Origin of the sequence: Exiguobacterium sp. RIT594 (assembly GCF_003339585.1) — a bacterium.
GTDB lineage: Bacteria > Bacillota > Bacilli > Exiguobacteriales > Exiguobacteriaceae > Exiguobacterium_A.
Genome location: NZ_QPKF01000001.1, coordinates 592,838 through 605,816, shown reverse-complemented (window position 1 = coordinate 605,816; position 12,979 = coordinate 592,838). Strand labels below are relative to the sequence as shown.

Sequence of the window (12,979 nt, the reverse complement as noted above, 5' to 3'; positions counted from 1 at the left end):
TTTTCTTGAACATATATCTGTGTACCTATCCAGTTGAGTAAACTGTATTAACATGACTAGACACGAAAGCATGTCTTGTTCATTACGTTACAAGTATAAAACTGTAACACCTATAAAATCAAAGGAAATGTTTTATTTTTTTTAGCGGATGTTCTTGTGAACGACCTCACATTCGAAGAACGGCTTTACTTCTGTACTATTCATCATTTCACAACTGTGTTAGTTATTAATATTCCTCCTTTGATATGCTATAATTTTTCTAGATGAAAGGGGTGTTGTTCATGATTACCATGAATGAAATCGTTCGGGAAGACGTTCCTTCGCTTCACGAACGTTCTGTCGATGTTACCTTCCCCCTCAGCGAGGAAGATAAAGAAACGATGCGTCTGATGATGGAGTATCTTGCCAACAGTCAGGACGACGAGTTAGCTGAAAAATATGATTTACGTAGCGGGATCGGACTGGCGGCTCCCCAAATCGGGGTCAATAAACGGATGTTTGCCATTCGTCTGCAGGACGGAGATGATATTCTCGAGTTCGGGATCTACAATCCGAAAATCATCAGTCATTCCGTTGAACAAACGTATCTCGCCGGCGGTGAAGGCTGTTTATCCGTTGACCGGGAAGTCGAAGGCCATGTACCGCGCTATATGCGTATTACCCTGTCTGGCATCGATCATAACGGAAATCCCGTAAAATTAAGATTAAAAGGATTAAAAGCCGTCGTCTGCCAACATGAATACGATCATTTGGACGGCATCATGTTTTACGATCGAATCGATCCGAAAGAACCATTCAAGGAATATGGTTCATCTCTTTAATTTAATTAAGAAATAAAAAAGGTCATTTCCAATATAAGGAAATGACCTTTTTTATTTATACTTCCATGATGATCGGCATGATCATTGGATGACGTTGTGTTTTTTCAGTCAGGTACGGTGTCAGTGTATCGTTGATGACTTGTTTGATATCCGTCCATTTTGTGTTTCGATTCGCCAGAGATTGCTCAAGCGAACGCTTCAACAGACGTTCCGCATCCTTAATCAGATTTCCTGATTCACGCATGTAAACAAATCCGCGTGAAATGATGTCCGGTCCTGAAACAAGACGATTTGTTTTAGAATCAAGTGTGACAACGACGACGACCAATCCTTCTTCCGAAAGAATCCGTCGGTCACGCAGGACGATATTCCCAATATCTCCAATTCCTTTTCCATCTACATAGACGGCATTCGCTTGAATTTTACCGGTAATCGCGGCTGCATTGGCATCGAGTGCCAAGACTTCACCGTTGTCCATGACGAAACAGTTTTCTTCCGGTACACCGGCGTCCATTGCAAGCGACATATGCTTTTTCAACATCCGGTATTCTCCGTGGATCGGCATGAAGTATTTTGGCTGTAGGAGACGAAGCATCAACAATTGTTCTTGTTGACTGCCGTGACCTGAAGTATGGATGTCATTCAACTTGCCATACATGACATCTGCACCGGCTTTGTACAATTGGTTGATCGTTTTTCCGACAGAAACGACGTTTCCTGGAATCGGAGAAGACGAGAAGATAACCAAGTCGTCCGGAATGATTGAAATCTGACGGTGTGTCCCGTTAGCAATCCGGCTCAGGGCTGCCATCGGCTCCCCTTGTGAGCCTGTGCAAAGAATCGTCAGTTCGTTCGATTTATACCGTTTCATCTCATTCGGTTCGATGATCGTCCCTTTAGGTGCTTTGATGAAATCAAGCTCCTGACCAATCATCATGACTTTATCCATGCTCCGTCCGAACACGACGATTTTACGCCCTGCTTCGACCGATGCATTGACGACTTGTTGCAAGCGATAGATATTCGAAGCGAATGTCGCAAAGATAATCCGACCTTCTGCCTTACGGAAGATGTTTGAAATCGTATCTCCGACGACACGTTCACTCATCGTAAAGCCTTCAATCTCAGCGTTCGTCGAGTCTGATAACAGACAGAGAACACCTTCCTTGCCGAGTTCCGCCATTTTGGTTAAGTCAGCAGGTTCTCCGACTGGTGTGAAATCGAATTTGAAATCACCGGTATGGACGATGTTGCCCTGCGGTGTTTTGACAACGACGCCAAACGAGTTTGGAATCGAGTGTGTCGTCCGGAAAAACGAAATGCTTGTCTTCCGGAACTTGATGATCGAATCCTCATCAATTTCATGTAACTCGGCCGTCCGTAACAAACCGTGTTCTTCGAGTTTTACTTTAATGAGACCAAGTGCAATTTTCCCCGCATAAATTGGTAAGTTGACTTGTTTGAGTAAGAACGGCAATCCCCCGATGTGGTCTTCGTGACCGTGGGTGATGAAGACCCCTTTTACTTTATCTTTATTTTTAATCAAGTACGTGTAGTCTGGAATGACATAGTCAATTCCAAGTAGTTCATCTTCCGGGAACATGACACCGGCGTCGATGACGATGATCTCGTCTTGAAATTGAACGACATATGTGTTCTTCCCGATTTCTCCTAAGCCACCGAGTGCGAAAACGGCTGCTTGATGGTTTTTAACGAACTTCATGCGAACGTTTCAACCTTATAGTCTGGGCTTAGTTTTTCATATTCGAGGAATTCGCCGCTTAACTCACGGATGAATTCGACATTGATATCTTTGATGAGGTGATCAATCGCTGTTCGCACTTCACGAATGTTCTCTCCCTCAACATACATCACTTCTGTCCGTTCCCGTACCGGGGCTTCCGAACGAAGCGGTTGATAAAATACTTTAAAAATCATGTTTAGCAACTCCTTATCAGTCCATTGTTTTTTGTCCTTAGATTAGTATACACGATATCCTACTATTTTTTCATCCTATTCCTAATCCAAGGTCGGCGTAAACGTTAACGCTATGCTATAATTCCACATGTATCCGGCTGAACAGCCAATTAAAAAGAGAAGGTGAAACCATGGCAAATCAGAAAGTCGTCTTTTTCGATATCGATGGAACCTTACTTCACGATGGTCATTTTGTTCCCGAGTCGACCAAACAAGCAATTAAACAGCTACAAGCAAATGGTGTTTATGTAGCCATCGCGACCGGACGTGGTCCGGCGATGTTATCCGGTGTGCGCGAACTGCTCAACATCGATACGATCATTGGTTATAATGGTCAAATCGTTGTTCATCAGAACGAGGTCATTTACAGACGCCCACAACCGATTGAAGATCTTAAGCATTTAACCGCTCGCGCACATCAAAACGGTCATACACTCGTCTATCTAGGTGAAACACAGGGTTTCTCAACTAAACCGTCAGATCAGTTGGTCCAGGAATCCCTTGGAGAACTGGATATTCCTTTACCCGCCTTCGATGAACAAGCATTTACGACACATGATGTCTTCCAAACGCTTGTCTATTGTACCGCTGAAGAAGAAGCCGAGTACACTCAAAACTACCAAGCCTTCGACTTCATCCGCTGGCATCCGAATGCGATGGATGTCATCAATGTCGGTTCGTCAAAAGCTGATGGTATCAGACAATTCCTGAAGTTGACGAATATCCGGCGCGAAGATACGTTTGCATTCGGAGATGCCCTGAACGATTTAGAAATGTTACGTTATGTCGGAACCGGCATCGCGATGGGCAATGGTCTTGCCGAAACAAAAGCGGCGGCTGACTTCGTCACAAAACACATACTAGAAGATGGCATCGAACATGGTCTGAAAGAATTCCAACTCATTTAAATGTAACAAGTACTCAAAAGGCCGAGGAATGATTCCTCAGCCTTTTTTGATATTAATTTTTCACTTTATGGATGGCACGTTCCAAACGGTCCAAGTCATCATTTTCGCCAATGACGACAAGGTAATCCCCTTTTTCAATCAATTCATCCGCTTGTAAGGAAATCATGACGTTTTCGCCTCGTTTAATTGCAACGACGTTGGCACCGTACTTACTCCGCAAATCCAAGTCGATTAATGTCTGATTGGCCATTCGATCACTGACTTTGATTTCAACGATTGAGAATTCTTGTGATAAATCGAGGTAATCTAAAATATTTGAACTCATCAGTCCGTTCGCAATCCGGACCCCCATATCCCGTTCAGGGTGAACGATGAAGTCGGCTCCAATCTTACGTAACACCTTTTCATGATAATCATTTGTCGCTTTGACGGTAATCGATTGAACACCGAGCTCTTTTAAAATTAAAGTCGTCAAAATCGACGCTTGAATATTTTCACCAATCGCAACGATGACATGGTCAAAATTGCGAATCCCAAGACTCTTTAAGACGTTTTCATCCGTCGTATCCGCAATGACAGAATGCGTCGCAATCCCCATGTATTCATTGACACGCTCTTCATCCGAATCAATCGCCAAAACATCATATCCATTCTTTGATAATTCCCGGACAATCGAACCCCCGAACCGACCTAAACCAATTACTGCGAACTCTCCATTCATGTTCAACTCTCCTTCACAATTCTGCTTCAGTAGTAGTGTACCCGATTCACTTCTAAATTACTATGAACGCTTTTGTAATGCGATTTTCCGTTTTCAATCCCTTAAAGTGAATGACAAATCCGCTCAAAAAAAGTGTGCCATCCTTTAATGGATGACACACGGAATGGTTACGTGATACAGGTTCTGTTTATTTTGCTTTTTTCCCACTGACATAGTCGTTATCAAACAGGAACAAACGTAAGATCAGATACAATGCAGGAATCAATAACATTAGTCCGAAGATAAAGACCACAACAAGTGCCGTCGCCATCGTTTCGTTAACGACCGCTTTATTGATATCGATGTACGGATAAAGAATGTAAGGAAGATGTGTGTATCCGTATCCGAACCAGGCAACCCCATATTGCGCCATAACAGCGATAAAGGCAATCCCGTAGTTTTTCTTCAGGTAAACAAGTGTGACCGCGACGCAGAAGAAGAGAAAACTTGCTGCGAACCACCACCAATTACCGTTCAAGATGTTTTCATAATGCCAAGCCGCCTGATTTTTTAAACCGAAGAAGACTAGTGCACAGACAACAATCGTCGGAATACTCCAGAACAATGCCCATTTACGAATCAATGGTGTTGCATTCTCATCCTTTGCTTTATCCGCATAGAACAACAAGAACATGGCACTGATATAGAGGACGGATACAATCGCAAGCGCGACCACCGTCCAAGAATAAAAGTTCGTGAACAGCTTCGTTCCGAGGAATTCGACCGTCTCATTCGTTTTCCGAATGAATCCACCTTGACTGATCGTCAATGTGGTGGACATCGCTGCCGGAATCAATAGTCCCGTTGCTCCATATAAGAACGTATAGAACATGCTGTCATTTGAACCGTAGTTGGCAAACGCGTAAAAGCTACCGCGAATCGCGATCAATACTAAGACGATTGAAGCAGGAACAAGTAAAGCCGTTCCGTAATAATAAGCCGTATCCGGGAAGAACCCGACAAGTCCGACAAAGAAGAAAACGAAGAACACGTTCGTCACTTCCCAAACCGGAGAAAGATAACGGAGAATCAAACGGTTCGTCAAATGATCCCGTTTCGTATATTTTGAATAAAACGCATAAAAACCGGCACCGAAGTCAATTGAGGCAACGATGAGATATCCATAAAGGAACGTCCAAAGTACGGTTATTCCAAGTGTTTGAATGTCCAACTCGTTCCCTCCTTATTTGTTGTCGTCGGCAAACATCGCTTCACCACGTGAGTGATGATCATCCGCAAGTTCTTTGCCGACAGGATTATTTTTGAACATCCGGAGCAGGACGACTGTACAAATCGTTCCGAGCAACAGATACAGTAAACTGAATAAAATCAACATCGGTCCGACAGCGGTCGAAGTGGTCGCCGCATCAGCCGTTCTCATAATACCATAGAGCGTCCACGGTTGACGTCCGATTTCCGCATACATCCAGCCTGCTTCAATCGAGACGATGGCGAGTGGTCCACCGATAAAGATACCGCGTAACAACCACTTATTGTATGGATTCAACTTTTTGAGTCGGAATGCCAATACGAACAAGGCCGAGATGGCGGCTAAATACATGCCGATCGACACCATGATATCGAAGAAATAGTGGACAAACAGTGGTGCCTGGTCCTCTTTGGCGAATTCATTTAACCCGATGACTTCTGTATCCGGTGCTCCACCTGCAAGAATGGATAAAGCATACGGAATTTTGACGGCACCTTTGATTTCATAACTGCCGTCTGCCTGTTCATCCAGGATTCCACCAAAAATCAACTCGGCTTCACTTGTCGTTTCAAAATGCCATTCTGCTGCTGCTAATTTTTCTGGCTGGTATTTCGCTAGGTATTTCCCGGAGAAGTCTCCAACTAGAGCTGTTGAGAAAGCAAAGATTAAACCGGCCATGACAGTTAAACGAAGGGCTTTTTTGTGATAAGCCGTTTCTGCTGCCGACAAAGTTTTCTTCCGTAACAGATGGAAAGCCGCAATCGCTGCCAAGATAAAGGCAACCGTCAAGTAAGCGGAGACGATGACGTGTGTTGCTTTTGTTGGTGTCGCCGTATTAAACATCGCTTTTAACGGTTCGATTTGCGTGAGTGTCCCGTTGACGATTTTAAATCCTTCTGGTGAGTTCATGAATGAGTTGACCGTCGTGATGAAGAAAGCGGATAATGTTGCTCCGATGACGACCGGAATCCCAATCAACCAGTGTAACCACGGATTTTTAAACCGGTCCCATGTGTAGAGATAGATACCGAGGAAAATCGCTTCAAAGAAAAAGGCGAAAGTTTCCATGAACAACGGTAAAGCAATCGTTTGACCTGCTACCTGCATTAAAGAAGGCCATAGGAGCGACAATTGTAATCCAATTGCTGTTCCGGTTACGACACCTACCGCTACAGTTACGATATAACCACGCGTCCAGCGTCGAGCCAGAAGAATATAGTCTGAATCTTTTCGTTTAATTCCGATGTACTCCGCTGCGAGTACCATCAATGGAACCCCTACCCCAATCGTCGCAAAGATGATGTGGAATGCTAATGTGAGCCCTGTCAATAATCGACTGAGCATGACTGGATCATTGAACATGTGTATAGCCCCCTCTTTCTAGACGTACTTCTATATATTGTTTATATCCGTATCATAGAGAACATAATCATTTGTGTCTGTTTTAAATGTTTGATGTAACAAATTGTTCACATATACTCGTGATTTATTTCACAAAACGTTCGAAAACTGTTCTCTTCTATAAAATGAAAGCCCTTTATCCATTTTTTCATGAATAAAGGGCCGATTGTCACGTTTTTTGTTCAGACATATTCGCGGAAGTAATGATCGAGTAAATTAATCACGAAGGGAATGGCATCCTCATCCGGATTCAGGGTCGGCTGGTGTAATCCGGACGTGGCATTATTGACACCAAGCCAAAACATCATGCCGGGAATTTCTTTTAACATGAAGCCAAAATCTTCTCCCGTCATCGCAGCATCGCACTCAATATAATTCGCATTCATTTTGACGAATGACGAAAATTTATCAACCACTCGTTGATCGTTGACGACTTCATAATACCGATTTCCAAACTGCAAATCGATTTTTACGCCGAATGAAGCTTCGATGCCGCGTACGATGTCCCGCACACGTTGCTCTAGTTTTTCCATGTCTGTTCCGTTAAGCGCACGCATCGTTCCGTCGAGTAAAGCACGACCTGCAATGACATTTTCCCGTATTCCCGCTTCCACTTTCCCAATCGTAATGACACTGCAGTTCATTGGATTGATTGAACGACTGACAATCGTCTGAAGCTGCATGATCAACGCCGCCTGAGCAACAACCGTATCAATCGTCAAATGCGGAAAGGCAGCATGACCGCTTTGTCCATAAATCGTGATATGAACTTCCCGGGCACTCGCAAACAAGACACCAGGCCGGCTTGCAATCGTTCCGACCGGATATTCCGGCGCAACATGCAGACCATACATTTCACTCGGACGATACTTTTCAAACAGCGGGCTTTTGATCATCGGTTCCGCCCCACCCGGTCCTTCTTCAGCCGGTTGGAACAGGAAGACGACATCATCCATGACAGGCAGTTCGACAATCCGGCGTAACAGACCTAAGGCGATGGATGCGTGAACATCATGACCACAGGCATGCATGAAGCCCGGATGTTCAGAACCAAATGGTAACCCCGTTGCTTCTTCGATCGGTAATCCATCGATGTCCGCCCGATATCCAATCGTCCGGTTCCCCGTTAAACCTTTTACGCGGACAAATACTCCTGTTTCGAATGTATCATAACTTACCCGATCTTCCGGGTACGACCGGATTTGATCGAGGATAAAAGCTTGCGTTTTAAACTCCTTAAAGCCCGGCTCCGGTATTTTATGAAGTTCTCGGCGCATTTCAATTGCGTATTCCATCTGACTGACTTCCTCCTTCTTCTTTGACGATGTCCCAAAACGCTTGGACTTGTTTTAATTCAAGCATCGACTCCGTCGATAGAATCCACGTGTCCCGCTTTAAAATTTTTCCCGATGACGTTTTAAGCGGGATCTGCATCACTTCACTCGCTTCATGAATCGTTGATTCCGGTAAGATCGCAAAACCAATTCCGTGAAGCGCCATCTGTTTACACGTCTCAATCTGGTCAACGACGAGCGTCCGAGCCGGTGGACTCGAAAAACGGTCCTGCCACCATTCTAAAATCTCCTGATAGTACGTCGAGTCACTTTTAAATTGAATGAAAGGACGTTCTGTTTTCCGAAGCTGTTCGAGTGACGTCAGTTCACTGTCAACAAGATATAACGGATCCGAGAACAGCCGTTCCTTCACGCCTTTCCAATCAGGATTTCCGCGGATGATACCAATATGAAAATGCTCTTCCAGCATATGGCGCATCATCTCACTCGACCACCCTGTGACCAGTTGGACACGGACGTGCGGATAACGTTCGACAAACCGTTTCAGGACACGGGGAAGCCAATATTGTCCCATAATGGACGCGACAGCAATCCGAAGTGTACCGTAAACAGCCCCCTCTTCCGCCGTCAATTCACTTTTAAGCTCCAGTTCTTTTCGGTTCATTTCTTTGGCAAGTCCGATGACTTTTTCACCTTGTGGAGTGATACTCAGTCCACGTGATGAACGAATGAACAACTTTGTTGCCCAGCGCCGTTCGATTGCGACCAGACGCTGGCTGAGAGCAGGTTGCGAGACAAACAGACGTTCGGCGGCCCGTCTCATGTTCAATTCTTCTGATAACGTAATCAACATTTCCATTTCCGACACTTGCAATGTATGATTCGACTCCTCATGATATAAGATGGCATTAGTTTAACACGTTAGAGAGGAAGGTACATATGTCACGCTATCATTTTATGTTGATCGTCTCAACGGTCGCGACTTTAGGCAGTCTGTATTTCAGTGAGATTCGCGGATTCATTCCTTGTCCGTTGTGCTGGTGGCAACGTCTGTTCATGTATACGACCGCCATTTATTTGCTTGTATCCTTATTCCGCAATCGCCCGGTCGATGGATTTTTTCTTCGATTATATACGTTACTCGGATTTGCGGTCGCAGCTTATCACGTCATACTCGAACGCTTACCGGACGGAGAAGCACTCTGCACGAACGGTTGCCTCATCAAGTGGGTCAATTATTTTGGTTTCCTGACGATTCCGATGATGAGTTTGATTGCTTTTACGATTTTGATTGTCCTTGCCTTTTATCCGAAACAAAAAAACGCTCAATGAGCGTTTTTTTGTTGCCATTCCGCTGCTACGTTCAACGCACTCGAGAAAGACAGTTCTGATAACTGACCTTCTCCTTCACACCAATCCCCGACAAAGGCCATCGTCTCCTTATGTCCATCCTGCATAAAATTAGGGAGGGGCGTTTGCCCCATCTTCCATTTGATTTCTTGAACGATCGCCCGCTTCATTGTCCGTTCGACAACCAGACGCTGCTGCCATTGCGGATAATGCTGATCGAGAAGCCGGTGAATCTGTTTGACCTTTTCTGCCAAATAGTCCGGATTTCCGACTTCCTGATGCGCGAGATAGGCAACGACTTGTAAGACCTGACCGTTTTTCGGTGCGATACTCGGATCGTAATGAGATAAATCGGTGACAAACAGTTGATGGGTACGGTCGTAAACGTATGAAAACGGTGTTTTGAGATATGGACTGATTCCGACATCGTACACAAGAACTTCTACCGGTTCATATTGGGCAAAAGGTTCGATAAAGGATTGGACGGTAGCCGGTAAAGCGAGCTTTCGCATGTCACGGGGTGGAAGCGCCAAGACAACCCGGTCAACAGTCCATTCCGTTTTTTTCCGGTCACGCAACCGGTATCCTTGTTCCTTTTCTTCAATCGCTGTAATTTTAGTTTTCCGGTGAATCGTTCCTCCCTGTTCTTGCAGAACACGTTCCAGTTCATCAATTAGGACTTGCCACCCTCCTGCGATATAGGAAACCGGTTTTCGTGTCCGAAAGAGTTTCCGGTAATAGTCAAAATAGACGACTGACGGAATGTTTTCAGGTTCGGTCGTAAAAAAGTTACTGGACGCTAAATCAAGCATCAAGCGTGCCACGTCTTCTTCGACTTTTTCTTGCACCAACCATTGACCAATTGACAGCTCCGGCACTCCTTTTTCAAGACGGAGAACTGTTTTCACAACTTCCCATGTAAAACGAAGTTTATCCGTTCCGCCAATCACTTCTGTTTTCAAGAGACCAATCGCATTAGCCGGAGCAGCCGTTAAGTGGCCGGAAAATTCATATTTTGCTTTCGTCGAAGAAAAGTCCAGCCAGGTAATCTCTAGTTTCAAGCTTTTAATGATTGTCTTTAACACGGAATGATCCCGTCCGTATACTGCATGCGCCCCGTAGTTGAACGTATACCCTTTAATGATTTGTGAAGTCGCTCTTCCGCCTAACATCGCCGCATCATACAGCTGAACACGTTTTCCTTGTTTTGCAAGCAAGGCCGCGGCTGATAATCCCGCTAGTCCACCACCGACGACTGCAATTGTTTCCATGCCTTTACCTCCCGTCCGACTCTCTTATTGATGTGTTTTGGGTCTTTTCCCGATTTTCAGACGAAAAAAACGACAGCTGTTTCAGCTGTCGTCTGCAATGGATTACTCATTTCCACCAGGTATCCAGTGGCGAGACCGGCATATGATGTTTATGTCCCACTCGTTTGTACTGACCTTCCAGCTTAGCTTGGCTTTCACTGGAAATCATTTTACCTTCTAAATAATCATCAATTTCATTGTATGTCATGCCCAGCGCTTGTTCATCAGGCAACCCCGGCTGATCGTCTTCTAAGTCGGCTGTCGGAACTTTTTCAATCAATCCTTCAGGTGCCTGTAATTCACGGAGTAACTGTTTTCCTTGGCGCTTGTTCAGTCCGGTCAATGGTGTTAAATCACATGCTCCATCCCCGTGTTTCGTATAAAAACCGGTTACGAATTCTGCTGCATGATCTGTTCCGACGACTAAACAGCCGTAATGAGCCGCTATATCATATTGCACCTTCATTCGTTCCCGTGCTTTTGTATTTCCTTTGCTAAAATCAGACAAAACGTCTCCCGTTGCCTGTTCAAAAGAAGCCATGGAAGCAGCAACAGCCGGTTTGATATCGACTCGCAACGCATGATCCGGACGGATGAATGACAACGCAAGCTGCGCATCCGACTCGTCTTGTTGTTGACCATACGGTAATCGGACGGCGTAAAATTGATAATCGCGATTCGTCTCACTGCGTAACTCTTCAACAGCGAGTTGACAAAGACGACCCGCTAATGAGGAGTCCTGTCCTCCTGAAATACCAAGAACAAGTCCCTTTGCCCCTGTATGCACAAGATACGCTTTTAAAAATTGAACACGTTGTTTAATTTCTTCTTCAGCAACGATGACTGGCTTGACCCCGGTCACTTGAATGATTTCCTGTTGCATGAAACCGTCACACTCCTTCAGCTTTTTTATACTTGTCTAGTTCAAGATTTCACTTTGCGCTTTCCTGTTGGAACTCGCATCTCCCTTTACTTGACGGATGGTCATCGCCTCGACTTGCGTCGGATGACTGGAATCCGGAAGCTCAATTCTTACTTCGTAACGTTTTGTCTCCAATCCTTTGAAGCGCTCTTGTTCAATCGCTTGCGTAAACACCTGCTCTTGCGAAAAAGTATAGAGCACTTTTTGATCCGCATCCTTGACTTTCAATTCAAATCGCTGGGATGTCGGGAATGTCAAGGTCACAGCTTGTTCATTCGGATTTTTTAATTGTACGACAGCTAAGACAACGTTTGGTTCTACTTGTTTTCCGGACACCTTGATTTCAATCGGTTGTTCCGTGGCATCGCCTTGTGTCGTCGCTTTCTTTTGTTCTTGCTGGTTACATCCAGCCAACATCAAAGTCAGTACGCATAAACAGGATAACCGGATGATCCATTTCAAAACAATGCCCCCTCTCTTCTCTCTTCTCAATTTTAGCACAAAAAAGAGGCAGGATAAGGTTCTCCCCCCATCCTGCCTCTTTGATTCATCGATTAAGCAACCGGAATGGCTACTGTCATTTTTGATGTAGAAAACAATTGTTCAATCCCCGTCACAAACAATTCATCACAAATGGCATCCGTTGCCGTTGCCGGTGCCACAAGTGTAATTGTCCGGCTGTCCATTGTTTCAATCGTTACGAATACACCCGAAGCCGTACGTTCTTTGTATCCTACTGCTAGATCTGTTTCAGCAAAAAGTATCATGTCCCCGAATCTCCTTTGTTATGTCAGATGTCAGTCAAACCAGAATAGCTGTTTGAAATCGAATCAGTTATTGTGATTTCACTTTATCAAAACAGGAAAAACATCGGAAAATTCTCGTTCGACATTTCGTGTCAAAACTTTATTCCAAAAAATACAACCATTTATTGGAATGTTAAAATAGTTGGATTATACACCTTTAAAATGGCGATTTATCACGACATTTCAATTCCATTTCAAAACCATTACAAAAAAATATTC

The 12,979-nt window shown here is 44.5% G+C and carries 14 protein-coding genes; 3 read left to right on the top strand and 11 right to left on the bottom strand.

What is annotated here, in order from left to right; genetic code table 11:
• Positions 1 to 281: 281 nt before the first annotated feature.
• Positions 282 to 821: a peptide deformylase gene (def, locus tag DVG79_RS02980; RefSeq protein ID WP_114595396.1), complete on the top strand. Its 540-nt coding sequence runs from the start codon at positions 282 to 284 to the stop codon at positions 819 to 821.
• Between the two features lie 55 nt (positions 822 to 876).
• Here the strand turns inward: def and rnjA are convergent, their stop codons facing one another.
• Both rnjA and DVG79_RS02970 read right to left on the bottom strand, forming a co-directional pair.
• Positions 877 to 2,544 (bottom strand): ribonuclease J1, encoded by a 1,668-nt coding sequence (rnjA, locus tag DVG79_RS02975; RefSeq protein ID WP_012370883.1) that lies wholly within the window; start codon positions 2,542 to 2,544, stop codon positions 877 to 879.
• Entirely contained in the window at positions 2,541 to 2,759 is a 219-nt protein-coding gene (locus DVG79_RS02970) for a DNA-dependent RNA polymerase subunit epsilon (RefSeq protein WP_114595395.1), read from the bottom strand. Before DVG79_RS02970 ends, rnjA begins: the two co-directional genes overlap by 4 nt.
• Before the next feature lie 170 nt (positions 2,760 to 2,929).
• Between DVG79_RS02970 and DVG79_RS02965 the strand changes: the two genes are divergently transcribed.
• On the top strand, positions 2,930 to 3,706 hold the full coding sequence (locus DVG79_RS02965; RefSeq protein WP_114595394.1) for a Cof-type HAD-IIB family hydrolase: 777 nt from the start codon (positions 2,930 to 2,932) through the stop codon (positions 3,704 to 3,706).
• Positions 3,707 to 3,758: 52 nt separating this feature from the next.
• Here the strand turns inward: DVG79_RS02965 and DVG79_RS02960 are convergent, their stop codons facing one another.
• From DVG79_RS02960 to DVG79_RS02940, 5 genes are all read right to left on the bottom strand, one after another.
• Complete coding sequence (locus DVG79_RS02960; protein ID WP_012370886.1) at positions 3,759 to 4,427, bottom strand: potassium channel family protein; 669 nt, start codon at positions 4,425 to 4,427, stop codon at positions 3,759 to 3,761.
• A gap of 187 nt (positions 4,428 to 4,614) precedes the next feature.
• On the bottom strand, positions 4,615 to 5,637 hold the full coding sequence (locus DVG79_RS02955; RefSeq protein WP_012370887.1) for a cytochrome d ubiquinol oxidase subunit II: 1,023 nt from the start codon (positions 5,635 to 5,637) through the stop codon (positions 4,615 to 4,617).
• A 12-nt stretch (positions 5,638 to 5,649) separates the two neighbouring features.
• A complete protein-coding gene (locus DVG79_RS02950; RefSeq protein WP_114595393.1) occupies positions 5,650 to 7,038 on the bottom strand; it encodes a cytochrome ubiquinol oxidase subunit I in 1,389 nt (462 codons plus the stop codon).
• A 221-nt stretch (positions 7,039 to 7,259) separates the two neighbouring features.
• A complete protein-coding gene (locus DVG79_RS02945; protein WP_114595392.1) occupies positions 7,260 to 8,372 on the bottom strand; it encodes an N-acetyldiaminopimelate deacetylase in 1,113 nt (370 codons plus the stop codon).
• Positions 8,356 to 9,246: a transcriptional regulator CcpC gene (locus tag DVG79_RS02940; RefSeq protein WP_012370890.1), complete on the bottom strand. Its 891-nt coding sequence runs from the start codon at positions 9,244 to 9,246 to the stop codon at positions 8,356 to 8,358. Before DVG79_RS02940 ends, DVG79_RS02945 begins: the two co-directional genes overlap by 17 nt.
• A 65-nt stretch (positions 9,247 to 9,311) precedes the next feature.
• Between DVG79_RS02940 and DVG79_RS02935 the strand changes: the two genes are divergently transcribed.
• On the top strand, positions 9,312 to 9,704 hold the full coding sequence (locus DVG79_RS02935; RefSeq protein ID WP_114595391.1) for a disulfide bond formation protein B: 393 nt from the start codon (positions 9,312 to 9,314) through the stop codon (positions 9,702 to 9,704).
• Here DVG79_RS02935 and DVG79_RS02930 read toward each other — a convergent pair.
• The 4 genes from DVG79_RS02930 to DVG79_RS02915 form a co-directional block, all read right to left on the bottom strand.
• Entirely contained in the window at positions 9,698 to 10,993 is a 1,296-nt protein-coding gene (locus DVG79_RS02930; RefSeq protein ID WP_114595390.1) for an FAD-dependent oxidoreductase, read from the bottom strand. The two genes, DVG79_RS02935 and DVG79_RS02930, sit on opposite strands and share 7 nt — an antisense overlap.
• A gap of 106 nt (positions 10,994 to 11,099) precedes the next feature.
• Positions 11,100 to 11,915 (bottom strand): ammonia-dependent NAD(+) synthetase, encoded by an 816-nt coding sequence (gene nadE, locus DVG79_RS02925; RefSeq protein WP_114595389.1) that lies wholly within the window; start codon positions 11,913 to 11,915, stop codon positions 11,100 to 11,102.
• Positions 11,916 to 11,951: 36 nt separating this feature from the next.
• Positions 11,952 to 12,416: a BsuPI-related putative proteinase inhibitor gene (locus DVG79_RS02920; RefSeq protein WP_114595388.1), complete on the bottom strand. Its 465-nt coding sequence runs from the start codon at positions 12,414 to 12,416 to the stop codon at positions 11,952 to 11,954.
• 92 nt (positions 12,417 to 12,508) lie between these two features.
• The gene (locus DVG79_RS02915; RefSeq protein WP_114595387.1) at positions 12,509 to 12,721 is read right to left on the bottom strand and encodes a hypothetical protein; all 213 of its coding nucleotides are present in this window, start codon (positions 12,719 to 12,721) and stop codon (positions 12,509 to 12,511) included.
• Between the last annotated feature and the right edge of the window lie 258 nt (positions 12,722 to 12,979).

Excerpts from the sequence above, each read along its gene's own strand:
- def (WP_114595396.1), top strand. The coding sequence starts at position 282 with ATGATTACCATGAATGAAATCGTTCGGGAAGACGTTCCTTCGCTTCAC.
- rnjA (WP_012370883.1), bottom strand. The coding sequence starts at position 2,544 with ATGAAGTTCGTTAAAAACCATCAAGCAGCCGTTTTCGCACTCGGTGGC.
- DVG79_RS02970 (WP_114595395.1), bottom strand. The coding sequence starts at position 2,759 with ATGATTTTTAAAGTATTTTATCAACCGCTTCGTTCGGAAGCCCCGGTA.
- DVG79_RS02965 (WP_114595394.1), top strand. The coding sequence starts at position 2,930 with ATGGCAAATCAGAAAGTCGTCTTTTTCGATATCGATGGAACCTTACTT.
- DVG79_RS02960 (WP_012370886.1), bottom strand. The coding sequence starts at position 4,427 with ATGAATGGAGAGTTCGCAGTAATTGGTTTAGGTCGGTTCGGGGGTTCG.
- DVG79_RS02950 (WP_114595393.1), bottom strand. The coding sequence starts at position 7,038 with ATGTTCAATGATCCAGTCATGCTCAGTCGATTATTGACAGGGCTCACA.
- DVG79_RS02945 (WP_114595392.1), bottom strand. The coding sequence starts at position 8,372 with ATGGAATACGCAATTGAAATGCGCCGAGAACTTCATAAAATACCGGAG.
- DVG79_RS02935 (WP_114595391.1), top strand. The coding sequence starts at position 9,312 with ATGTCACGCTATCATTTTATGTTGATCGTCTCAACGGTCGCGACTTTA.
- DVG79_RS02930 (WP_114595390.1), bottom strand. The coding sequence starts at position 10,993 with ATGGAAACAATTGCAGTCGTCGGTGGTGGACTAGCGGGATTATCAGCC.
- nadE (WP_114595389.1), bottom strand. The coding sequence starts at position 11,915 with ATGCAACAGGAAATCATTCAAGTGACCGGGGTCAAGCCAGTCATCGTT.
- DVG79_RS02915 (WP_114595387.1), bottom strand. The coding sequence starts at position 12,721 with ATGATACTTTTTGCTGAAACAGATCTAGCAGTAGGATACAAAGAACGT.